General features: G+C 66.5%; 18 protein-coding genes and 1 pseudogene. 8 read left to right on the forward strand and 11 right to left on the reverse strand.

Features of this window, described 5'->3' with window-relative positions; translation table 11 throughout:
- Positions 1 to 2 precede the first annotated feature (2 nt).
- A complete protein-coding gene (locus tag HIV01_RS04425; protein ID WP_200605136.1) occupies positions 3 to 2,186 on the forward strand; it encodes an ATP-binding protein in 2,184 nt (727 codons plus the stop codon).
- A 186-nt stretch (positions 2,187 to 2,372) separates the two neighbouring features.
- On the opposite strand, the gene HIV01_RS04430 is transcribed toward HIV01_RS04425, so the two are convergent.
- Together HIV01_RS04430 and HIV01_RS04435 are read right to left on the reverse strand one after the other, a co-directional pair.
- Positions 2,373 to 3,242 (reverse strand): crotonase/enoyl-CoA hydratase family protein, encoded by an 870-nt coding sequence (locus HIV01_RS04430; RefSeq protein WP_200605137.1) that lies wholly within the window; start codon positions 3,240 to 3,242, stop codon positions 2,373 to 2,375.
- 178 nt (positions 3,243 to 3,420) lie between these two features.
- Positions 3,421 to 5,109 (reverse strand): long-chain fatty acid--CoA ligase, encoded by a 1,689-nt coding sequence (locus tag HIV01_RS04435; protein ID WP_200605138.1) that lies wholly within the window; start codon positions 5,107 to 5,109, stop codon positions 3,421 to 3,423.
- A gap of 152 nt (positions 5,110 to 5,261) precedes the next feature.
- Here HIV01_RS04435 and HIV01_RS04440 point away from each other — a divergent pair, with 152 nt between their 5' ends.
- Positions 5,262 to 5,750 (forward strand): nuclear transport factor 2 family protein, encoded by a 489-nt coding sequence (locus HIV01_RS04440; RefSeq protein WP_245156910.1) that lies wholly within the window; start codon positions 5,262 to 5,264, stop codon positions 5,748 to 5,750.
- 57 nt (positions 5,751 to 5,807) lie between these two features.
- Here the strand turns inward: HIV01_RS04440 and acnA are convergent, their stop codons facing one another.
- Positions 5,808 to 8,567: an aconitate hydratase AcnA gene (gene acnA, locus HIV01_RS04445; RefSeq protein WP_200605139.1), complete on the reverse strand. Its 2,760-nt coding sequence runs from the start codon at positions 8,565 to 8,567 to the stop codon at positions 5,808 to 5,810.
- Positions 8,568 to 8,793: 226 nt separating this feature from the next.
- Here acnA and HIV01_RS04450 point away from each other — a divergent pair, with 226 nt between their 5' ends.
- The 3 genes from HIV01_RS04450 (at position 8,794) to acnB (ending at position 12,147) form a co-directional block, all read left to right on the forward strand.
- On the forward strand, positions 8,794 to 9,039 hold the full coding sequence (locus tag HIV01_RS04450) for an AbrB/MazE/SpoVT family DNA-binding domain-containing protein (RefSeq protein WP_158730873.1): 246 nt from the start codon (positions 8,794 to 8,796) through the stop codon (positions 9,037 to 9,039).
- Positions 9,040 to 9,043: 4 nt separating this feature from the next.
- The gene (locus HIV01_RS04455; RefSeq protein ID WP_200605140.1) at positions 9,044 to 9,487 is read left to right on the forward strand and encodes a type II toxin-antitoxin system VapC family toxin; all 444 of its coding nucleotides are present in this window, start codon (positions 9,044 to 9,046) and stop codon (positions 9,485 to 9,487) included.
- Between the two features lie 74 nt (positions 9,488 to 9,561).
- Entirely contained in the window at positions 9,562 to 12,147 is a 2,586-nt protein-coding gene (gene acnB / locus HIV01_RS04460; RefSeq protein WP_200605141.1) for a bifunctional aconitate hydratase 2/2-methylisocitrate dehydratase, read from the forward strand.
- A 350-nt stretch (positions 12,148 to 12,497) separates the two neighbouring features.
- On the opposite strand, the pseudogene HIV01_RS04465 reads toward acnB, so the two are convergent.
- The 4 genes and pseudogenes from HIV01_RS04465 to HIV01_RS04480 form a co-directional block, all read right to left on the reverse strand.
- Positions 12,498 to 13,079 (reverse strand): annotated as a pseudogene (locus HIV01_RS04465) (lysogenization protein HflD); the annotation flags it as partial.
- A gap of 14 nt (positions 13,080 to 13,093) precedes the next feature.
- Positions 13,094 to 14,218, reverse strand: coding sequence for a tRNA 2-thiouridine(34) synthase MnmA (gene mnmA, locus HIV01_RS04470; protein WP_207527087.1), 1,125 nt, complete (start codon positions 14,216 to 14,218; stop codon positions 13,094 to 13,096).
- A 30-nt stretch (positions 14,219 to 14,248) separates the two neighbouring features.
- Positions 14,249 to 14,728 (reverse strand): NUDIX hydrolase, encoded by a 480-nt coding sequence (locus HIV01_RS04475; RefSeq protein ID WP_200605144.1) that lies wholly within the window; start codon positions 14,726 to 14,728, stop codon positions 14,249 to 14,251.
- 1 nt (position 14,729) lies between these two features.
- Complete coding sequence (locus HIV01_RS04480; RefSeq protein WP_200605145.1) at positions 14,730 to 15,230, reverse strand: hypothetical protein; 501 nt, start codon at positions 15,228 to 15,230, stop codon at positions 14,730 to 14,732.
- 106 nt (positions 15,231 to 15,336) lie between these two features.
- Here HIV01_RS04480 and clpS point away from each other — a divergent pair, with 106 nt between their 5' ends.
- Together clpS and clpA are read left to right on the forward strand one after the other, a co-directional pair.
- Positions 15,337 to 15,657, forward strand: a complete 321-nt coding sequence (gene clpS / locus HIV01_RS04485) for an ATP-dependent Clp protease adapter ClpS (protein WP_200605146.1) — start codon at positions 15,337 to 15,339, stop codon at positions 15,655 to 15,657.
- 168 nt (positions 15,658 to 15,825) lie between these two features.
- The gene (clpA, locus tag HIV01_RS04490; protein ID WP_200605147.1) at positions 15,826 to 18,105 is read left to right on the forward strand and encodes an ATP-dependent Clp protease ATP-binding subunit ClpA; all 2,280 of its coding nucleotides are present in this window, start codon (positions 15,826 to 15,828) and stop codon (positions 18,103 to 18,105) included.
- A 110-nt stretch (positions 18,106 to 18,215) separates the two neighbouring features.
- Here clpA and infA read toward each other — a convergent pair whose 3' ends face one another.
- From infA to trxB, 4 genes are all read right to left on the reverse strand, one after another.
- Positions 18,216 to 18,434, reverse strand: a complete 219-nt coding sequence (gene infA, locus HIV01_RS04495; protein WP_031372296.1) for a translation initiation factor IF-1 — start codon at positions 18,432 to 18,434, stop codon at positions 18,216 to 18,218.
- 98 nt (positions 18,435 to 18,532) lie between these two features.
- Entirely contained in the window at positions 18,533 to 19,279 is a 747-nt protein-coding gene (aat, locus tag HIV01_RS04500) for a leucyl/phenylalanyl-tRNA--protein transferase (RefSeq protein WP_200605148.1), read from the reverse strand.
- Positions 19,280 to 19,318: 39 nt separating this feature from the next.
- Entirely contained in the window at positions 19,319 to 20,440 is a 1,122-nt protein-coding gene (locus HIV01_RS04505) for a GNAT family N-acetyltransferase (RefSeq protein ID WP_200605149.1), read from the reverse strand.
- Positions 20,441 to 20,483: 43 nt separating this feature from the next.
- Complete coding sequence (trxB, locus tag HIV01_RS04510) at positions 20,484 to 21,437, reverse strand: thioredoxin-disulfide reductase (protein WP_200605150.1); 954 nt, start codon at positions 21,435 to 21,437, stop codon at positions 20,484 to 20,486.
- Positions 21,438 to 21,726: 289 nt separating this feature from the next.
- Here trxB and ald point away from each other — a divergent pair, with 289 nt between their 5' ends.
- The gene (ald, locus tag HIV01_RS04515) at positions 21,727 to 22,797 is read left to right on the forward strand and encodes an alanine dehydrogenase (protein ID WP_200605151.1); all 1,071 of its coding nucleotides are present in this window, start codon (positions 21,727 to 21,729) and stop codon (positions 22,795 to 22,797) included.
- The last annotated feature ends 110 nt before the right edge of the window (positions 22,798 to 22,907 follow it).

The raw sequence follows: 22,907 nt of genomic DNA on the forward strand, positions 1-22,907 counted from the left end.
CCATGGTTTCGGTCCTGAACAAGCTGAAGACGCGCCTGGCCGCACGGCCTGACAGCGAACACGCCCAGGACCTGGTCCGCATCGTCATCACGGCGCTGTTCTCGACGTACCTTGGGTGGCGCTTCCTGCACCTGGACGGTGCCGACAACACCCTGCCGCTGACGTGGATGATCCTGCTTGGCGAGTTGCTGGTGGCGCTGGGCCTGATGGCCGCGATCCTGCTCGAACCTGGCGTGTCGCACGTGCGGCGCTGGATCGGCATGCTCACCGACTATTCGGCGATGGGCGCGATCATGTGCATCCAGGGCGAGCCTGCCGCGCCGCTGTATGCCGTGTACCTGTGGGTGACGATCGGCAACGGCATGCGCTATGGCAGCCGTTACCTGCGCATCGCCACGGCGCTGGCCAGTGCATCGTTCCTGGCAGTGATCCTGCTTTCGCCGTACTGGCGCAGCAACCCGTACCTGGCCTGGGGCCTGCTGCTCGGCCTGGGCGCGGTGCCGCTTTACTTCGATTCGCTGCTCAACGCCCTGACCCGTGCGGTCGACGACGCGCGCAAGGCCAACGAGGCCAAGAGCCGCTTCCTGGCCAACATGAGCCACGAGTTCCGCACGCCGCTCAACGGCCTGGCCGGCATGTCGGAGCTGCTGGCGACCACGCGCCTGGACGCCGAGCAGCGCGAATGCCTGAGCACCATCCAGGCGTCCACGCGCAGCCTGCTGGCGCTGGTCGAGGACGTGCTCGACATCTCCGCCATCGAGGCCGGCAAGGTCAAGCTGGACCTGGTCGAGTTCATTCCGCAGGAACTGGTCGACAGCATCGGCCTGATCCTGCAGCCGCAGGCGCGCGCCAAGGAGCTGCGCTACGAGGCGGTGATCGCAGCCGACGTGCCCGGCAGCCTGTGCGGCGACGTCGTGCATCTGCGCCAGGTGCTGATCAACCTGGCCGGGAACGCCATCAAGTTCACCGACAAGGGCTCGGTCCGCCTTGACGTGACCGTGGTCGACCAGGGTACGGCCAAGGTGCGCTTGCGCTTTGCCGTCACCGACACCGGCATCGGCGTGCCGCTGGCGATGCGCCAGCGCCTGTTCGAAGCCTTCGAACAGGCCGACGTCAGCCTCGCCCGACGCTACGGCGGCACCGGACTGGGCACCACGATTGCCAAGGGCCTGACCGAGGCGATGGGCGGCAGCATCGGCTTCGAGAGCGTCGAGCAGCGCGGCAGCCGCTTCTGGGTGGAGCTGCCGTTCGAGCGCGTCGTCGACGAGGCGACCACCGCCGGTGCGGTCGCACTGGATGGCGGCATGGTGGCCGATGCGGAGGGTGGCCACTCGCCCAACGTCATTGCCTTCTCAGATCCGTTCCTGCGCCATCGCGCCCGCGTGCGCAGCCTGGGCATCCTGGTCGCCGACGATCACGTCGCCAACCGGATGGTGCTGCAGCGGTTGCTGCAGAAAGCCGGCCATCGCGTCACCTGCGTCGATGGCGGCGGCGATGCGCTCGATGCGATTTCCGGCTCCGATTACGATGCGGTCATCGCCGATCTGCACATGCCCGACGTCAGCGGACTGGACCTGCTGCGCCAGCTGCGGGTCATGGAAGCCGGCGGCGGACGCCGCACGCCGGTGCTGATCCTCAGCGCCGACGTCACGACCGAGTCGATCCGCGCCTGCGAACAGGCAGGCGCGCGTGCGTTCCTGGCCAAGCCGGTGTCGACGGTGCGACTGCTCGACACGCTCGCGGAAATTGCCGCCAATAACCGTATCGGTGCCGGAGCGCCGCTGGTGGCGCTGCGCAGCGAGCTGCCCACTGGCGACGGCACCTTCGACAGCTCGGTGCTGGACGAACTGGGTGCGCTCGGGATGGGCGCCGGATTCGAGCGTGAGTTCATCGCCCAATGCCTGCGCGACGCCGATGGCTGCATGGTCGAGTTGCGCCAGGCCGGCGAGCAGGCCGACTGGGACCATGCCCGCGAGCAGGCACACGCGCTCAAGGGCGTGGCCAGCAACCTGGGCCTGAACAAGCTGGCCGCGGTCTCCGGCGAGATCATGCGGCTGCCGGACTGGCAGCTGGCGCGCGAATGGCAGGCCCGGCTCAACGGCCTGGGCGAACGCATGGCGCAGGGCAGGGCGGCGCTCGATGCGCGTGAGCGGCAGCGAGCCTCGCGCGGAGAAGGCGAGCGCTAGGCGGATAGACGGAAAGGGATCCGGCCCGCCGGATTTCCCCTCCTGCGGGCGCTGGTTCCCCTTTGGCTCTTGCGGGTATTGCTTCGGATACTTCCGGTCAGGCGGGTGCGAACCTGCCTGATGCTCCTGCGTTTCCCCCGTGGATCATTGCCGTGCGGTTTTCTGGCCGTGCTCGGTCAGCCGTTGTCAGGCAGCCCCATTGGCGGCACGCCGCTCCTGCGCCCGCACCAGCCTGTCCATCGTGCGCAGCGACTTGTCGCCCAGCTGCAGCGCGGTGTCCACCCAGACTTCGGTGATGCGCATCATCTCGTCCAGGGTTACGGCCTGGGTCATCTGACGCACCTGGTGCATGGCGGCGCGAGCGTGCGGGATGCGACGGTTGGCGCGAATCACGTCCTCGACTGCCGCCACGCCTTCACCGCGCGGAACCAGCACATCGACCAGACCCATCTTGTGCATTTCCTGGCTGCTGAACATGTTGCCTTCCAGCATCAGCTTCTCGGCCACGTGCGGGGTGACGCGCTTGCACAGGAACGAATAGGCGCCCATGCCCGGGAACAGGTCGAACAGCACTTCCGGCAGGCCCATCAGCACATCTTCTTCGGCGACGATGGTGTGGCAGCTCAGGGCCGCTTCGAAACCACCGCCGAGCGCGTCACCCTGGAGCAGGGCGATGCTGTGCGCACCGGCGCCCAGCCCGTCGTGGAAGGCATGCACGCCGCGCACGCACTGGCGGGCGTAGGTCAGCAGGCCGTCGCGGTCGCCGGCGCGGATCAGGCGGCAGAACAGGTCCAAGTCGCCGCCGAGGTTGAAGGCATCGGCGTCGGAGGCCAGGACCACGTGCGGCAGGGTGCTGCCCTTGGCCGCGCGGAAGCGGTCCGCCAGGCCGCGCTGGTACTGGATGATGTCGTCGACCAGGTCCATCGAGAAGCAGGCGCGACGGCCCGGGACGGCGTCCGCGTGCATGTGGCACCAGTAAACGCCGCGATCGGTCTCTTCGACGACCCGCAGGTTGCGGCCGGTGGCAGTGCGGTGGAACGGGTAGACAGCTGACATTGCGAATCCTCCGTGGATTAAAACCGTCCGGCCGGTCGCGCTGTTCGGGACGGCATTGCGAATCAAGGGGGTGCGTCCGACCGCCCGATTCTATGCCTACAAAAGCAAACGCCCGCAAGGCCGTCGGGCCGTGCGGGCGTCTGGGGAGGCTGCTGGACGGGCCGGGACCCGGCCAGGATCAGTGAGCGGCGGGGCTCGCGGCCGGGCTGTCGCGCAGTTCGCGGCGCAGGATCTTGCCAACATTGGTCTTTGGCAGCTCGGTCCGGAACTCGACGAAACGCGGGTGCTTGTAACCGGTCAGGTGCTCGCGGGCGTGGGCCTTGACCTGCTCGGCGGTGAGGCTCGGGTCCTTCTTGACGATGACGACCTTGACCGCCTCGCCGGACTTCTCGTCCGGGACGCCGACGGCGGCGACTTCCAGCACCCCCGGCATCATCGCGATCACGTCCTCGACCTCGTTGGGGTACACGTTGAAGCCCGAGACCAGGATCATGTCCTTCTTGCGGTCAACGATGAAGAAGAAGCCCTTCTCGTCCATCCGCGCCATGTCGCCGGTGTGCAGCCAGCCATCGGCGTCGATCACCGCGGCGGTGTCCTCCGGCCGGCGCCAATAGCCCTTCATGACCTGCGGACCCTTGATGCACAACTCGCCGACTTCGCCCATCTGCAGCGTCACGCCGTTCTCGTCCTTGACGCAGGCGTCGGTGGACGAGATCGGCAGGCCGATCGAGCCGTTGTAATCCTTCAGGTCCATCGGGTTGATGCACGCCGCAGGCGAGGTCTCCGTCAGGCCGTAGGCCTCGACCAGGGTCACGCCCGTGACCTGCTTCCAGCGTTCGGCGACCGAGCGCTGCACCGCCATGCCGCCGCCCAGGGTCAGGTGCAACCTGGAGAAGTCGACCTGGTCGAAGCCCGGTGTGTTGAGCAGGCCGTTGAACAGCGTGTTGACGCCGGTGATGGCGGTGAACGGCACGCTCTTGAGCTCCTTGACGAAGCCCTTCATGTCGCGCGGGTTGGTGATCATGTAGTTCAGGCCGCCGAACTTCATGAAGACCAGGCCGTTCGCCGTCAATGCGAAGATGTGGTACAGCGGCAGCGCGGTGATGATCACTTCTTCGCCGTACTTGACGCCGGTGCCCACCCACATCGCCGCCTGCTGCATGTTGGCGACCAGGTTGCGGTGGGTCAGCATCGCGCCCTTGGCGACGCCGGTGGTGCCGCCGGTGTACTGCAGGAAGGCGATGTCCTGCGGCGAGATTTCCACCTCGGCCAGGTTGTGGCGCTGGCCCAGCGCCAGTGCGTCACGGAAGCGGATCGCGCCGGGCAGGTTGTAGTCCGGGACCATCTTCTTGACGTACTTCAGGACGAAGTTCACCACTGCGCCCTTGAGGCCGAGCATGTCGCCAAGGCCAGTGGTGATGACCTGCTTGACCTGCGTGTCGGCGATGACTTCCTGCACGGTGTGGGCGAAGTTGTCGAGCACCAGGATCACGTTGGCGCCGGAGTCGACCAGCTGGTGCCGCAGCTCGCGCGCGGTGTACATCGGATTGGTGTTGACCACCGTCAGGCCGGCACGCAGCACGCCGAACGTGGCGATCGGATACTGCAGGCAGTTGGGCATCATGATCGCGACGCGATCGCCCTTCTTGAGCTTCAGCTCGCCCAGCAGGTACGCGGCGAACTGCGCGCTGAGCTGGTCGATTTCGGCATAGGTGAGGGTCTTGCCGAGGTTGGCGAAGGCCGGCCGGTCGCGATACTTCTCGATCGCGTTTTCCAGCACGGCGACGACGGACGGGAACTCGTCCACATCGATCTCGGCCGCAACCCCCTGCGGATACTGGGCCAGCCAAGGACGTTCAAAACTCATCGCGATCCCCTCTCCAATCGCTGTTGATAGCCTTCGGCGATGCGTGTTGCGAATGCGCCGCCGTACGGTGCTTCCAGCGATTGGAGCATAGGCCCCCAAGGCTGGCAAGGCGCGTGCCGATGCGGCGACGGCGGTCGTATCGGCATGGCAGCATGGCCGCGACGACAGCGTGGGCAATCGGCATGGGGCAGGGGATGGGGACCACAAACTGGTTTGTGCGGTGCAGCGTGACACTGGTGCTGCTGGTAGTGGCGGCGTCCGGTTGCAGCCGCACGCCGCCGGAGCAACGCCTTCGACAGACAGTGGAGTCGTTGCAGCAGGGCATCGAGCAACGCGATGCCTCGGTGCTGGACGCAGTGCTTGCCGAGGATTTCATCGGCCCCGATGCGCTCGACCGCGACGGTGCGGGCAGGATCGCTAGGCTGATGTTCCTGCGTCATCGCCAGATCGGCATGAAGCTGGGACCGGTGTCGGTGGAGCTTCTGCCCGGCCATGCAACGGCGCGATTCACCGCGGCGTTGACTGGCGGCTCGGGCGAAATGCTGCCAGAGGCCGCGCAGATCTATGAGGTCGAGACCGGGTGGCGCGAGGAAGATGGGGAGTGGCGGCTGACGAGTGCGACCTGGGTGCCGAAGCTGTAGCAACACCCGTCATCCCCGCGTTCGCGGGAATGACGGGTCTCTGTCCGCCCAGCAGCGTTACGCCGCCTTCTTCGCCGCCAGCTGTCGCAGCACGTAATGCAGGATGCCGCCGTGGCGGAAGTATTCGACTTCCTTCGGCGTCAGCAGCAATACGCGGACTTCGAAGCGCTTCTCGCTGCCGTCGGGGCGGCGCGCGGTCACGGTTGCGGTCCTGGCGCGGCCATCGTCGATGCCGGTGACGCTGATCTCCTCCGAGCCGTCCAGGCCGTGCGTCTGCGCGTTCTCGCCATCCTTGAACTGCAACGGCAGCACGCCCATGCCCACCAGGTTTGAACGGTGGATGCGCTCGAAGCTCTCGGCGATCACGGCCTTGACCCCGAGCAGATTGGTGCCCTTGGCTGCCCAGTCGCGCGAGGAGCCGGTGCCGTATTCCTTGCCGGCCATCACCACCAGCGGCACGCCCTCGGCCTTGTACTTCATCGCCGCATCGTAGATCGACATCTTCTCCGGTGCCGCGCCGCCCTTGGCGAAGTACAGCGTGTTGCCGCCTTCCTCGCCGCCCAGCATCAGGTTCTTGATGCGGATGTTGGCGAAGGTGCCGCGGACCATGACGTCGTCGTTGCCGCGGCGGCTGCCGTAGCTGTTGAAGTCGGCCGGCTGCACGCCACGCGAAACCAGGAAGCGGCCCGCCGGCGAATCCTTCTTGATGTTGCCCGCCGGCGAGATGTGGTCGGTGGTGATCGAGTCGCCGAACAGGCCCATGATGCGCGCACCGTGGACGTCGTTGATCGTGCCCACGGCCATGCTCATGCCGTCGAAGTAGGGCGGATTCTTGATGTAGGTCGACGCCGCGTCCCAGGCGAACGACTCGCCTTCCGGCGAGGCGATCGTGTTCCATCGCGAGTCGCCCTTGAACACGTCGGCGTAGTTCTGTGCGAACAACTCCGGTCCGACCGTTGCGGCGATGACGTCGCCGATCTCCTTGTTGCTCGGCCAGATGTCGCGCAGGTGCACGGCGCGACCGTCGGGCGTGTGGCCGACCGGTTCGCGGGTGAGGTCGATGTCGACCGTGCCGGCGATCGCGTAGGCCACCACCAGCGGCGGCGAGGCGAGGTAGTTCATCTTCACTTCGGGGTGGACGCGGCCTTCGAAGTTGCGGTTGCCCGACAGCACCGAGGCGACGGCGAGGTCGTTCTCGGCGATGCCGCGCGAGACTTCGTCCGGCAGCGGGCCGGAGTTGCCGATGCAGGTGGTGCAGCCATAGCCGACGACGAAGAAGCCGAGCTTCTCCAGGTCGTCGAGCACGCCGGCCTTCTTCAGGTAATCGGTGACCACCAGCGAGCCCGGCCCGAGCGAGGTCTTGACCCAAGGCTTGGCCTTGAGGCCGAGCTTGGCCGCGTTGCGGGCGAGCAGGCCGGCGCCGAGCATCACGGCCGGGTTGGAAGTGTTGGTGCAGGAGGTGATGGCAGCGATCACGACGGAGCCATCGCTGAGCTCTGCATCCTGGTCCTGGATGTGGATCTTCGATTTCGGTCGCGCAGCCAGGTGTTCGGCCTGCGGCTGGTGTCCGCCCTCGGCATCCATGCGTCGCACGCTGCCGTTGATGCGATGCGCCGTCAGGTCGCCGAGGTTCTCGGTGAAGTTGGACTTCATGTCGCTCAGCAGCACCCGGTCCTGCGGACGCTTGGGGCCGGCCAGCGACGGTTTGACGTCGGCGAGGTTGAGTTCGAGCGTGGCCGAGTAGTTGGCTTCGGCCTGGCCCGGCTCGTGCCACAGGCCCTGTGCCTTGGCGTAGGCCTCGACCAGCGCGACCTGCTCGTCGCTGCGGCCGGACAGGCGCAGGTAGGTCAGCGACTCGGCATCGATCGGGAAGATGCCGCAGGTCGCGCCGTACTCAGGTGCCATGTTGGCAATGGTGGCGCGGTCGGCCAGCGGCAGGTGCGGCAGGCCTTCGCCGAAGAATTCGACGAACTTTCCGACCACGCCGAGCTTGCGCAGCATCTGCGTGACGGTCAGCACCAGGTCGGTGGCGGTCGTGCCTTCGGGCAGCTTGCCGGTGAGCTTGAAGCCAACGACCTGCGGAATCAGCATCGACGACGGCTGGCCGAGCATCGCCGCCTCGGCCTCGATGCCGCCCACGCCCCAGCCGAGCACGCCGATGCCATTGATCATCGTGGTGTGGCTGTCGGTGCCGAAGACGGTATCCGGGAAGGCAAGCAGCTCGCCATCGACCTCGCGCTCGACGACCACGCGCGCCAGGTTCTCCAGGTTCACCTGATGGACGATGCCGGTATTGGGCGGCACGACCTTGAAGTTGTGGAAGGCCTTCTGGCCCCAGCGCAGGAAGCTGTAGCGCTCCATGTTGCGCTCGAACTCGATCTTGCCGTTGAGGTCCAGCGCATCGGCGCGGCCGAACACGTCGACCTGCACCGAATGGTCGATCACCAGTTCCGACGGGATCAGCGGATTGATCTGGCCGGCATTGCCGCCGAGCTTGCTGACCGCATCGCGCATCGCCGCCAGGTCGACCACGCACGGCACGCCGGTGAAGTCCTGGAGGACAACGCGTGCGGGCATGAAGGCGATCTCGGTGTCGGGTTCCTTGCTGGCGTCCCAGCGCGCCACCGCCTCGATGTGCTCCTTGCCGACCGTGATGCCGCCGTCTTCATGGCGCAACAGGTTCTCAAGCAGGATCTTCATCGAGTAGGGCAGCTTGCGGATGTCGAACTTCTCACCCAGTGCCGGCAGGCTGTTGTAGGTGAGGGTCCGGCCGTTGACGACAAGCTGGCGGCGGGTGGAGAAGGAGTCTTGGGACATGGGGGAAGCTCCTGGCGTGCTGCTGCTGTGACTGAATGTGGCTGGGAGACCGGTCGATTATCCGCTGCTCGCGTTAAGGCTAGCGGACGATGGTCCGGAACCTGAATACGCGCCCCTCATTGTGCGCCCGTGCGGCCACGTGCGATTGAGTATGGGTGGTCAGGTATGTATCATTCATGCATACCGGACCCGGCTGTCCGAGTCCGTCCGACCGAGGAGGTCCGCCATGGAAGCCATCGTTGCCGAACGAGGCCAGATCACCCTGCCCAAGGCCGTGCGTGATGCGCTGGGCCTGACCAAGGGCACCCACCTCAAGGTGGAGCTCGAGGGCGGTCGCATCATCCTGCGCAAGAACGTGGACGATGCCATTTCGCGCGCGCGCGGCCGCTTCAAGCTGCCCGAAGGCGTGACCACCGACGACATCATGCGCGAGCTGCGTGGGCGCGCACCAGGCGATCCGGTGGACGTCTGACCCTATGACACCCGCCGGCAACACCATCGCAATCGACACGTCCGTGCTGATCGACCTGCTCGGCGAGGACGCGAGCATGGCCGATGCCGCGGAACAGTGCGTTCGCGATGCGTTGGCGCAAGGTCCGGTCGTGCTGTGCGACGTGGTGGTCAGCGAGATTACCGCCGGACTGGGGCATGGCACCGACATCATGGACGTGGTCGAGGAAATGGGGATGCGTTACCTCCCCGTGGAACGCCGTTCGGCCATCCGCGCGGGCGAAATGCAGCGCCGCTTCAACCAGCGTCGGGCCGCGGGGCAGGGTGGCCAGATCTCGCCGCGCACCGTACCGGACTTCATCGTCGGCGCTCATGCGCTGCTGCAGTGCGCCGGCCTGATCACACGCGACGCCGGGTTTTTCCGCGATTACTTCAAGGGTCTGAAGATCATCGTGCCCAAAGCCTTATAGAGCGCGACTTCATAGGGCACGACGCTCGCCTGACCGCACTACGCCACAACGACTGAGTTTTTCTGGAGAGAACCATGTTGGAAACCTACCGCCTTCACGTTGCCGAGCGCGCCGCGCTGGGCATTCCGCCGCTGCCGCTGACCGCTCAGCAGACCGCTGACGTCATCGAGCTGCTGAAGAACCCGCCGGCGGGTGAGGGAGAGTTCCTTCTCGACCTGATCACCAACCGCGTGCCGGCCGGCGTCGATGACGCCGCCAAGGTCAAGGCCTCGTACCTGGCCGCCGTGGCCTTTGGTACCGAAGTCAATTCGCTGATCAGCCGCGAGCGCGCGACCGAACTGCTCGGCACCATGCTGGGCGGCTACAACATCCATCCGCTTGTCGACCTGCTCGACGACGCCCAGGTCGGCGTCATCGCCGCCGAAGCGCTGAAGAAGACGTTGCTGATGTTCGACGCCTTCCACGACGTGCAGGAAAAGGCCGAGGCCGGCAACGCCAACGCCAAGGCCGTGCTGCAGAGCTGGGCCGACGCCGAATGGTTCACCAGCCGCCCGGAAGTCCCGGCCAGCCTGACCATCACCGTCTTCAAGGTGACCGGCGAGACCAACACCGACGACCTGTCGCCGGCACCGGACGCGACCACGCGCCCGGACATCCCGCTGCACGCCCTGGCGATGCTGAAGAACCGCCGCGAAGGCATCGAGCCGGAAGAAGACGGCAAGCGCGGCCCGGTCAAGTTCATCGAGTCGCTGAAGGACAAGGGCCATCTGGTCGCCTACGTCGGCGACGTCGTCGGCACCGGTTCCTCGCGCAAGTCCGCCACCAACTCCGTGCTCTGGTTCACCGGCGAGGACATCCCGTTCATCCCGAACAAGCGCTTCGGCGGCGTCTGCCTGGGCAGCAAGATCGCTCCGATCTTCTACAACACCATGGAAGACGCCGGCGCGCTGCCGATCGAGCTGGACGTGTCGCAGATGAACATGGGCGACGTGGTCGAGCTGCGTCCGTACGAGGGCAAGGCGCTCAAAGACGGCCAAGTCATCGCCGAGTTCTCGGTGAAGTCCGACGTGCTGTTCGACGAAGTCCGCGCCGGCGGCCGCATCCCGCTGATCGTCGGCCGCGGGCTGACCGCCAAGGCGCGTGAAGCGCTGGGCCTGGCGCCGTCGACGCTGTTCCGCCTGCCGTCCAACCCGGTCGACAGCGGCAAGGGTTACTCGCTGGCGCAGAAGATGGTCGGCCGCGCCTGCGGTCTGACCGACGGCACCGGCATCCGCCCGGGTACCTACTGCGAGCCGAAGATGACCTCGGTGGGTTCGCAGGACACCACCGGCCCGATGACCCGCGACGAGCTCAAGGACCTGGCCTGCCTGGGCTTCTCGGCCGACCTGGTGATGCAGTCGTTCTGCCACACCGCGGCTTACCCGAAGCCGGTCGACGTCAAGACCCACCACGACCTGCCGGCCTTCATCAGCAACCGTGGCGGCATCGCCCTGCGTCCGGGCGACGGCGTGATCCACTCCTGGCTCAACCGCATGCTGCTGCCCGACACCGTCGGCACCGGCGGCGACAGCCACACCCGTTTCCCGGTCGGCATCTCGTTCCCGGCAGGCTCCGGTCTGGTCGCGTTTGCCGCGGCTACCGGCGTGATGCCGCTGGACATGCCCGAGTCGGTGCTGGTGCGCTTCAAGGGCACCATGCAGCCGGGCGTGACCCTGCGTGACCTGGTCAACGCGATCCCGCTGGCCGCGATCAAGCAGGGCATGCTGACCGTCGCCAAGCAGGGCAAGAAGAACATCTTCTCCGGCCGCATCCTCGAGATCGAAGGCCTGCCGCAGCTCAAGGTCGAGCAGGCATTCGAGCTGTCCGATGCCTCGGCCGAGCGTTCGGCTGCCGGCTGCACGGTGAAGCTCGACAAGGAACCGATCATCGAATACCTCACCAGCAACATCACGCTGCTGAAGTGGATGATCGCCGAGGGTTATGCCGACCCGCGCTCGCTGGCGCGCCGCATCAAGGCGATGGAAGCCTGGCTGGCCAACCCGCAGTTGCTGGAAGGCGATGCCGACGCCGAGTACGCCGCCGTGATCGACATCGACCTCGACCAGATCGTCGAGCCGATCGTGGCCTGCCCGAACGACCCGGACGACGTGAAGACGCTGTCCGACGTTGCCGGCGCCGTCATCGACGAGGTCTTCATCGGTTCGTGCATGACCAACATCGGCCACTTCCGTGCCGCCGCCAAGTTGCTGGAAGGCAAGCGCGACATCCCGACCCGCCTGTGGGTCGCGCCGCCGACCAAGATGGATGCCTCCGAGCTGACCAAGGAAGGCCACTACGGCACCTTCGGCACCGCCGGCGCGCGCATGGAAATGCCGGGCTGCTCGCTGTGCATGGGCAACCAGGCGCAGGCGCGCGAGGGCGCAACGGTGTTCTCCACCAGCACCCGCAACTTCCCCAACCGCCTGGGTCGCAACACCAACGTGTACCTGGGTTCGGCGGAACTGGCGGCGATCTGCTCGCGCCTGGGTCGCATCCCGACCCGCGAGGAGTACATGGCGGACATCGGCGTGATCAACGCCAAGGGCGCCGAGATCTACCGCTACATGAACTTCGACCAGATCGAGGACTACCGCCAGGTGGCGGAGACCGTCGCAGCCTGATCGGGTTTGCCATGAGTTGAACAAGGAACCCCGGCAATGCCGGGGTTTTTTGTTACGGCCTGGACTGTGCCGTTCATCGCTAACCCCGAAGCTGGCCGACCCCAAGCGTCCAGTGCGTGACAACAGTCAAGGACTTGCGTCGCGCACTGTCGTTTCATCGCGCGCAGTCAGGGGGACAACATGAAGACGCACAAGGGGACGGATCGCGTCGAACAGACGCTGCGCTGGATGCTCGCGCTCGCGTTGATCGCGGCGGTGTGCTGGGCCTGGGGGCAGAGCGGCGGGGCGTTCCCGCCGTCGGCCTGACGCGCAGGCCAAGGAGGGGCATTGCTCAGCCCCAGGTGGTCCTTGACCGCCGCCAGCAACTCGCGCCTGCGCAACAGGAAGTCCCACAGACTGCCGCCGCACTGGCGCCAGAGCACTGCCGAGCGCACCGCGGCGAGCAGGATCGCGCGCACTTCGGCCACCACCGTGGCCTGGCCGAGGTAGTGCGGATTACCCTGCACCAGCACGCGCGGACGCAGGTGGCTCAGGGTTTCCGCGTACAGGCTGCCGAGGGCGGTCATCACGTCCGGGTGAGTGCTGCCACTGCGCTCGGCGTTGCCCGCCTGCGCACGGATACCGGCCTGCACGCGCTGGGCCATGTCATCGTCGCGGACAAAGCGACGCTCCAGCTGCAGTACCGCCAGCACCAGGCGCGGCAGCTGCTCGTCGCGCTGCTGGTTGCTGAAATAGTCGCGCAACAGCGTCAGGCCCGGGCGCACGGCCTCGATGCCTCCGTAGATGGCCGCGGGCGAGGGCGAATCGATCCGGAAGACCGAATCCATCGCGGTGCCGAGGATGGCGGCGTTGGCCTGGCCGGTGTCGGCGACCCGCCGCACCTGCGCCAGCGCCTGCACCAGACCGGCCAGCGCCAGCACGCGAGTGGACATGGAGTTGCTTTGATTCATGCAGCTTGAGCCTTCAATCGTTCTTCCAGCGGTGCATCGGTGGTGGCGATGACGGCGCCACCCAGGCAGACGTCGCCGTCATAGAGGACCAGCGACTGTCCCGGCGTTACCGCACGTTGGGGGCGGGCAAAGCGGACTTCCAGTGTGCCGTCCTCGCGAACGCTCACTTCGCACGCCTCGTCATGCTGGCGATAGCGCGTCTGCGCGGTGCAGGTGAAGCGGGCCGAGGGCGGGGCGCCGGCGATCCAGTGAGCCGGTTCCGACCGCAGGGCGTGCGACTGCAGCCAGGGGCTGTCGGCGCCCTGGTCGACGTAGAGCACGTTGCCGGCGACATCCTTGCCGACCACGTACCACGGCGCTGCCTCAAAGCCACGTACGCCGCCGATGTTGAGACCTTCGCGCTGGCCGAGGGTGAAATAGAACACGCCGGAATGGCGGCCGATCACCTCGCCATCGGGAGTACGCATCTCGCCTTCGCGCGCCGGCAGGTAGCGACCGAGGAACTCGCGGAAATCGCGCTCGCCGATGAAACAGATGCCGGTCGAGTCCTTCTTGGCCGCGGTGGGCAGGCCGGCATCGAGTGCCATCTGCCGCACGTCGCGCTTGATCAGTCCGCCCAGCGGGAAACGGGTCGCCGCCAGCTGTGCCTGGCCGAGCTGGTGCAGGAAATAGCTCTGGTCCTTGCTGCGGTCCACAGCGCGCAGCAGCAGGTGGCGGCCGGCGGATGCCTCGACCCGGGCGTAGTGGCCGGTGGCGATGTACTGCGCGCCCAGGTCGCGGGCGGCATCGAGGAAATGCTTGAACTTGATCTCGCGGTTGCACAGCACGTCGGGGTTGGGCGTGCGCCCGGCGGCGTACTCGGCCAGGAAGTGCTCGAACACGCCGGCCCAGTACTCGCCGGAGAAATCGCGGAAGTGGATCTGGATGCCGAGCCGGCCACTGACCGCAACCGCGTCGCGGCGATCATCCTCGGCGCGGCAGTCGCCGCTGCCGTCGTCGGCCCAGTTCTGCATGAACAAGCCGGCGATCGGTTCGCCGGCATCGCGCAGGTGCAACGCGGCCACCGAGGAATCGACACCCCCGGACATGCCGACGATGGTTCTTGCCTGTGCAGCGCTCATGCCAGCGTGCTCATTGCGGCCACGATCTGCTCATGCCAGGTGCTGGGCCAGCTCCAGCGGGTGCCTGTGCCCCGCCAGGAAGTCCGCGGCCGCCCGCCACACCAGCGGACTGCGGTGGCGCTGCTGGGCCGCCTGAAGCTCGCTGGGCGTCATCCAGACCGCGCGGACGATGCCGTCGTCCAGCGGTCGCGCAGGATCGTGCCTGACCGGTTCGGCGGCGAAGGCGAAGCGCAGGTAATGGCGCCCGCCGCGGCCGTCGCCGTTGTCCGGTGCCTTCCACTGGTAGGCGCCGACGAACGCGGTGAGGCGGACGTCCCAGCCGGTCTCCTCGAGCGTTTCCCGAAGCGCGGCCTCGTGCAGGCTTTCGTCCGGCTCCAGGTGCCCGGCGGGCTGGTTGAGCACCAGCCGGCCACCGACCGACTCTTCGACCATGAGCAGCCGACCGCCGTCGACCACCACCGTGGCCACGGTCACGTCGGGTTGCCAGAACCGGCCTTCGCGGTAGCTCATTTCAGAATTCGTCCTTGCCCTGGGTCAGGGCCGCTTCCATCTGGTCGGCCGAGCGCAGGACGAAGTCCAGAGCGTCGTCCAACTCCGCAGCCGCGGCGTCGGCGGCGATCTTGACCACGAACACGGCCATGTCGCCCTGCTTGACCCACGCCCCGAGCTTGCTCGACTGGCTGTCCTCGAGCAGGCGATTGGCGACGTCAATCGGGAACTGGGTCGAGGCGGCGCGATACGCCGGCGACCAGATCTCGCGGACCTGCAGGTTGCCGAACTTTTCCGTCGCCGAGAGGATGTAGGCCAGCTGGCTGCGCTTGTCGTCGACATCGAAGGTCAACTTGTAGTCGCCGTCCTCGTCGACCTCGTAGCGGTAGTCCAGGCCGTCCAACTGACGGGCGATCAGAGGGTCGGCGGCAGAATGCTGCGTTTCACCAGCAGGCACACCGGTGTCCGCGGCCAGGGCCGGCAGCGACGACAGTGCGATCAGCATCGCAGCAAGCAGACGCATCTGGTTTGGCTCCTGGACTGATGAAAGCGGGGAATGTGCGGCATTGTGCCGGCGCCCGGGCATGGGCGTCCACGACCGGCAGCGGCCCGGGCCCTATAATTCGGCCATGGCCAAACAGACCGAACACGAACAACACCACGGCGTGCTGGTGGAAACCGGCAAGCCCGAGGTGGCCCGCCCGCCCCTGTATTCCGTCCTGCTGCTGAACGACGACTACACCCCGATGGACTTCGTAGTCGAGGTGCTGATGCGCTTTTTCGCCATGAACGCCGAAAAAGCCACCCAGATCATGCTGCACGTGCATACCCGCGGTCGCGGTGTGTGCGGGGTTTTCACCCGCGAGGTTGCAGAATCCAAGGTGGCGCAGGTGAACGAATTTTCAAGGCTCAACCAACACCCCTTGCTGTGCACGATGGAAAAGGCCTAAAAGTTCTGCTTAGCACGTCTCGACCAGTAAGAAGCGTGGAACCAGCCGCTGCCAGGGCCGGTCCAAGGCCAGGAAGGAAGGGACTTGCGGCGGGCCTTGCAGGCGGCATGGAATTCGCCAGTCCCACCCCCATCTAGGACGGCAGTAGTTTCCGGAGGCTCTCGCCCCATGTTCAGCAAGGATCTCGAATACAGCATCGGCCAGTGCTACAAGCGCGCCCGCGAGGCGCGCCACGAGTACATGACGGTCGAACACCTGCTGCTGGCGCTGCTCGACAACCCGTCCGCCGAAGCCGTACTCAAGGCGTGCGGGGTCGACTTCCCGCGCCTGCGCACCGACCTGGAACAGGCCATCGCCACCTCGGTGTCGGTGCTGCCCGAAGACGTCGACCGCGACACGCAGCCGACCCTGGGTTTCCAGCGCGTGCTCCAGCGCGCCGTCTACCACGTCCAGTCCTCGGGCAAGAAGGAAGTCACCGGCGCCAATGTGCTGGTGGCGATCTTCGGCGAGAAGGACTCGCACGCGGTCTATTTCCTCAACCAGCAGGACGTCGCCCGCCTCGACGTCGTCAATTACATCTCGCACGGCATTGCCAAGCAGGGTGGCGAGGAATCCTCGCGCTCGCAGGAAGAGGGCGAGTCGCCCTCGGGTGAAGGCGAGGGCGAAGGCAAGGGTGATGCCCTGGCCGAGTTCGCGGTCAACCTCAACCAGCTCGCACGCGAAGGCAAGATCGATCCGCTGGTCGGCCGTGCCGACGAAGTCGAGCGCACCATCCAGGTGCTGTGCCGCCGCCGCAAGAACAACCCGCTGTACGTCGGCGAGGCAGGCGTGGGCAAGACCGCGATCGCCGAGGGCCTGGCCAAGCGCATCGTCGACGGCGACGTCCCCGACGTGCTTGCCGACGCCACCATCTACGCCCTCGACCTGGGCGCGCTGGTGGCCGGCACCAAGTATCGCGGCGACTTTGAAAAGCGCCTGAAGGCCGTGCTGACGCAGCTGAAGAAGCTGCCGGAAGCGGTGCTCTTCATCGACGAGATCCACACCATCATCGGTGCCGGCAGTGCCAGCGGCGGCACGATGGATGCCAGCAACCTGATCAAGCCGGCGCTCGCGTCGGGCGACCTGCGCTGCATCGGCTCGACCACGTTCCAGGAATACCGCGGCATCTTCGAAAAGGACCGGGCCCTGGCGCGGCGCTTCCAGAAGATCGACATCGTCGAGCCGACGGTGGGCGAGGCCTACGAGATCCTGCAGGGCCTCAAGCCCAAGTACGAGGCGCACCACGGCGTGACCTACGCCGACGATGCGCTGCAGGCGGCGGTGGACCTGTCGGTCAAGCACATCGGCGACCGCCTGCTGCCGGACAAGGCCATCGACGTGATCGACGAGGCCGGCGCCCGGCAGCGGCTGCTGGCGCTGGACATCCGCAAGAGCCTGATCGATGTCGAGGAGATCGAGACGATTGTCGCCAAGATGGCGCGCATCCCGACCAAGCAGGTCAGCGCCTCCGACAAGGACGTGCTGCGCAACCTCGAGCGCAACCTGAAGATGGTGATCTTCGGCCAGGATCCGGCGATCGACACGCTGACCTCGGCCATCAAGCTCGCCCGCTCGGGCCTGGGCAATCCGGACAAGCCGATCGGCAACTTCCTGTTCGCTGGTCCCACCGGTGTCGGCAAGACCGAGGTGACCAAGCAGCTCGCGCTGCAGCTGGGCATCGAGCTGGTCCGCTTTGACATGTCCGAGTACATGGAGCCGCATTCGGTGAGCCGCCTGATCGGTGCGCCCCCGGGTTACGTCGGTTTCGACCAGGGCGGCCTGCTGACCGAGAAGATCGTCAAGACGCCGCACTGCGTGCTGCTGCTGGACGAGGTCGAGAAGGCGCATCCGGACATCTTCAACATCCTGTTGCAGGTGATGGACCGCGGCGTGCTGACCGACACCAACGGTCGCGAGGCCAACTTCAAGAACGTGATCCTGGTGATGACCACCAATGCCGGCGCGGCGCAGGCGTCGCGGCGCACGATTGGCTTCACCCAGCAGGATCATTCGACCGATGCGATGGAAGTGATCCGCCGCAGCTTCACCCCGGAATTCCGCAACCGCCTCGATGCGGTCGTGCAGTTCCAGGCGCTTGGCTTCGAGCACATCCTGCGCGTGGTCGACAAGTTCCTGATCGAGCTGGAAGCGCAGTTGCACGACAAGGACGTGACGCTGTCGGCCACGCCGACCGCGCGCGACTGGCTGGCCCAGCACGGCTTCGACCCGCTGATGGGTGCGCGTCCGATGGCGCGGGTGATCCAGGACAAGATCAAGCGCCCGCTGGCGGACGAGCTGCTGTTCGGCAAGCTGGTCAACGGCGGCCGCGTCAGCATCGACGTCAAGGACGACGAGTTGGTGGTCGAGGCGCAGGCCGAGCCGGAGAAGCTCCTCCCGGCGACGGTCTAGCCGGACGTTCCCTCTCCCCTCGCGGGAGAGGGGCCGGCGCTGCAGGCGCCGGAGAGGCAACAAAAAAGGCGGCCGATGGCCGCCTTTTTTAATTCAATGGCTTACCGCTATTACTTCATGCGGTAAGTGATACGGCCCTTGGTCAGGTCGTACGGGGTCATTTCGACCTTCACCTTGTCGCCGGTCAGGATGCGGATGTAGTTCTTGCGCATGCGGCCGGAGATGTGGGCAATGATCTCGTGCCCGTTTTCGAGGCGCACCCGGAACATGGTGTTCGGAAGAGTTTCCGCCACCGTGCCCTCGAATTCGATCACGTCGTCTTTTGCCATGTGGTTCCTGAAATGCGTGGAGCGCCCGTGCCTCAGGATGAGGGACGGAACGAAGCCCCGTATTTTGCCATGCGCGCGCCGCCGTTGCAAAAAAACGGTTAATCGGGCAGCGGAGCGGCCAGTCGGCACGCCGGCCAATCGCCCACGCGGGCGTTCCAGCGCCCCGGGAGGCCCTCCAGCGTCGCCATCTCGGCCACCCGCGCGACGAAGGCCTGCCGCGGCCACAACCGGGCACCCAGGCTGATCAGGTGCGGGTTCTCGACCTGGGCGTCGATCAGGGGCCAGCCCCATTCGTGCAGATGGTGGGCCAGCGCGGCGAGGGCGACCTTGGAGCCGCCGGATTGCGCGCTGAACATGCTCTCGCCGTAGAACATCCGGCCCACCGTCACGCCGTAGATGCCGCCGACCAGCTGCTCACCGGCGAACACTTCGAACGAATGCGCATGGCCGAGCGCATGCAGGCGGCGATAGGCGACCTGCATCTCGCGGGTGATCCAGGTGCCGCGCTGGCCGGGCCGGCGGATCCGCGCGCAGACCTCGACGACCTCGTCGAAGGCGGTGTCGGCGCGCACCGTCCAGTCGCAGTGGCGCAGGCCACGGCGGAACTTCGAGGACAGCTTCACGGCATCGGTGGCGAACACCGTGCGCGGATCCGGGCTCCACCACAGGATCGGCTGGCCCTGCGAGTACCAGGGAAAGATGCCGTGCCGGTACGCGTTGAGAAGGCGCGCCGGCGAGAGGTCACCGCCGACCGCGAGCAGGCCGTCGGGCTGGCGCAGTGCTTGCTCCACGGGCGGGAACGGCGCCTCGGGATCGTCTGGCAGCAGGGCGGGCAGGGCGGTCATGGTGGTGATGATGCATCCGCCGCGCCCGGGACGACAGCATCAGTCCTTGAACGGCGAGTGCCCGACCAGGGTCGCCGCATACCTGCGTACCGCGGCCGACTCCTGCGCGCACCAGTCGCGCAATGCAGCGCGGAACTGCTCGTCCGCCACCCAGTGCCGGCTGCGCACGATCGTCGGCAGGAAGCCGCGCGCGAGCTTGTGCTCGCCCTGCGCGCCGGGCTCGAAACGGGTCAGTCCGTTCGCCAGGCAATAGTCGATGCCCTGGTAGTAGCAGGTCTCGAAGTGCAGGCCCGGCGCCGTCTCGCTGGCTCCCCAGTAGCGGCCGTACAAAGTGTCGCCGCCGCGCAGGCAGAGCGCGCCGGCGATCGGGCGTTCGTCGCGCATTGCCAGGAACATCACCAGCGAATCGGGCATCGCGCGTGCCATGTGGCGCAGGAAGTCGAGTGTCAGTGCCGGGTGGTTGCCGTACTCGGCGAATGTCTGCAGGTAGAAGCCATGCATCGCCGCCAGGTCGTCATCGCTGGCGTCGCGACCTTCGACCACGCGGAACGTCACGCCTGCACGGGCGACCTTGGCCCGCTCCTGGCGGATGTTCTTGCGGTGCTTGTGGTCGAACGCGGCCAGGTAGTCGTCGAAATCGCGCCATTCGCGGTCGTTGCGCCAGTGGTACTGCACGTCGATCCGCGACAGCCAGTCGCGGTCGAACTCTGCATCCTCGTCGTCGCGATGGAAATTGACGTGCACTGACGACAGCGCATTGCCAGCGCACAGTTTCGCCAACGCCGTTGCGAGTTCGGAGCGACGATCGAGATCGCGGGCGAGCAGGCGCGGTCCGGTGACGGGCGAGTAGGGCACCGCGCACAGCCACTTGGGAAAGTACTCGAGCCCGTGCTGCGCATAGGCATGCGCCCAGGCGTGATCGAAGACGAACTCGCCGTGCGAGTTCTCCTTCAGGTAGGCCGGGGCGGCGGCGACGAGGTTCGTGCCCTCCCACAGCGTCAGGTGCTGTGGCGTCCAGCCCCATTGCGCACGCAGGCAGCCGTGCTGTTCGAGGCCGCAGAGGAAGGCGTGGCTGACGAACGGATTGCAGCCATCGTGCAGGGCATCCCACTGCGAAGCAGGAATGTCCGACAGCGAGGTGATGATGCGCGGCGCGGTCATGCAGGAGCGGGGATGGCAATGACCAGAGCCCCGCCCTCCAACATCAACCTTCCTTATCGAGGAACTTCTCCGCATCCAGCGCTGCCATGCAGCCGAAGCCCGCGGAGGTGATGGCCTGGCGATAAACCTGGTCGGCGACGTCACCGGCGGCGAACACGCCCGGCACCGAGGTCAGCGTGGAGTTGCCTTCCAGGCCGGTGCGGATGGTGATGTAGCCGTTCTTCATCGCCAGCTGGCCTTCGAACAGCGAGGTGTTCGGGGTGTGGCCGATGGCGACGAACAGGCCATGGATCAGCACTTCGCGGGTCGAGCCGTCCTGCACCGACTTCACGCGCAGGCCGGTCACTCCGGCATCGTTGCCGAGTACTTCGTCGACCTCGTGGTGCCAGATCGGTTCGATCTTGCCGGACTGGATTTTCGCGAACAGCTTGTCCTGCATGATCTTCTCGGCGCGCAGCGTGTCGCGGCGATGCACCAGGTAGACCTTGCGGGCGATGTTCGACAGGTACAGCGCTTCTTCGACGGCGGTGTTGCCGCCGCCGATCACCGCCACGTCCTGCTCCTTGTAGAAGAAGCCGTCGCAGGTTGCGCAGGCGGAAACGCCGCGGCCCTTGAACATCTCTTCCGACGGCAGGCCCAGGTACTTGGCGGTCGCGCCGGTGGCGATGATCAGGGCGTCACAGGTGTACTCGCCGCTGTCGCCGACGAGCCTGAACGGGCGCGAGGAAAGATCGGCGGTATGGACGTGGTCGAACACCACTTCGGTGTCGAAGCGCTCGGCATGCGCCTGCATGCGCGCCATCAGGTCCGGGCCCATCAGCCCGTGGGCGTCGCCGGGCCAGTTGTCGACCTCCGTGGTCGTCATCAACTGGCCGCCCATCTGCAGGCCGGTGATCACCAGCGGCTTGAGATTGGCGCGGGCAGCGTAAACGGCCGCGGTCCAGCCAGCCGGGCCGGAGCCGAGGATGATGACGCGGGAGTGCTTCGATGGGGTCATTGGTATAATCGCGGGCTAATGGATTAAGGGGCGTTGGCGAGGTTGCAGCCATACGCCTGCGTGTGTCGGGTCGTCGAAGCCATAGCTTGGAGGCGGCACCCCGGCAAAACAAGGCGAGCTGCATGGACGCAATGTTGCACTGCGCCGTGAGCCCTGTCTGGCTTGTGAAGGACAATAGCGGTACGCGCCGCACATGCGGCGCTTTTTTGCGTCATTCCCCTCGCAATCGCCCGCGCATGCCCGCGCGGGGGGTTCAACACTTGCATCAACATTTCAAGAAGGTAGAGACATGCGGATCGGCGTTCCCAAGGAAACCAAGACCCTCGAAGGGCGCGTTGCGCTCGTTCCGGCTGCTGCCGGCGATCTGGTCAAGCGCGGCCACGAGGTCTGGCTCGAGAAGGATGCCGGCGTCAAGTCGGGCTTCACCGATGAGCAGTACACCCAGCTGGGCGTGAAGATTGCCGTCGATGCCGCGCAGCTCTACGAGAAGGGCCAGCTGATCGTGAAGGTGAAGGAGCCGATCGCCGGCGACCTCAAGCACCTGCGCAAGGATCACCTGCTGTTCTGCTACCTGCACCTGGCCGCAGAGCCGGAGCTGACGAAGCAGCTGCTCGACATCGGCCTGACCGGTATCGCCTTCGAGACCGTCGAGCTGCCCAACGGCGACCTGCCGCTGCTGGCGCCGATGTCGGTCATCGCCGGCAAGATCGCGGTCCAGGTCGGCACCCACCTGCTGCACCAGCCCGAAGGCGGCAAGGGCAAGCTGCTCGGCGGCCTGCCGTCGACCGAGCGTGGCAAGGTCGTCGTGTTCGGTGCCGGCCAGGCTGGCAGCGCCTCGGCGGCGCTGGCCGCGGCCGGCGGCTCGAACGTGGTCGTGTTCGAAATGCGCCAGGACCGCATGGACCAGATGATGCGCCTGGGCAACAACGTCACCACCCTGTACCCGTACGCCGACGTGGTCGCGCGCGAAGTGGCCTCGGCCGACCTCGTTGTCGGTGCGGTGCTGGTCACTGGCGCCCGCGCGCCGCACGTGCTGACCCGCGAGATGCTCAAGGGCATGCAGGACGGCAGCGTGGTGGTCGACATCTCGATCGACCAGGGCGGCTGCTTCGAGACCTCGCGCCCGACCACCTGGAAGGAGCCGACCTACGTCGAAGAGGGCGTCACCCACTTCTGCGTGACCAACATGCCCGGCGCCGTGCCGCAGACCAGCTCGCAGGCGATCTGCGCGGCGATCCTGCCGTGGGTCAACAAGCTGGCCTCGGGCGACGCCTGGCGCCAGAACCAGGCGCTGGTGCGCGGCATCAACGTCGAAGGCGGCAAGCTGGTGCACCCGGCGCTGCAGGACATGAAGCTCTAAAGCCCGCCAAGCGTCATTGCGGTATCGAACGGGGAGGGCCGGGAGACTGGCGCTCCCCGTTTCGTTTGCGGCCGGTGGGGGCCCTGTAGGGGGCCTCAATGGCTTCGGTT

Origin of the sequence: Lysobacter arenosi (assembly GCF_016613475.2) — a bacterium.
GTDB lineage: Bacteria > Pseudomonadota > Gammaproteobacteria > Xanthomonadales > Xanthomonadaceae > Lysobacter_J > Lysobacter_J arenosi.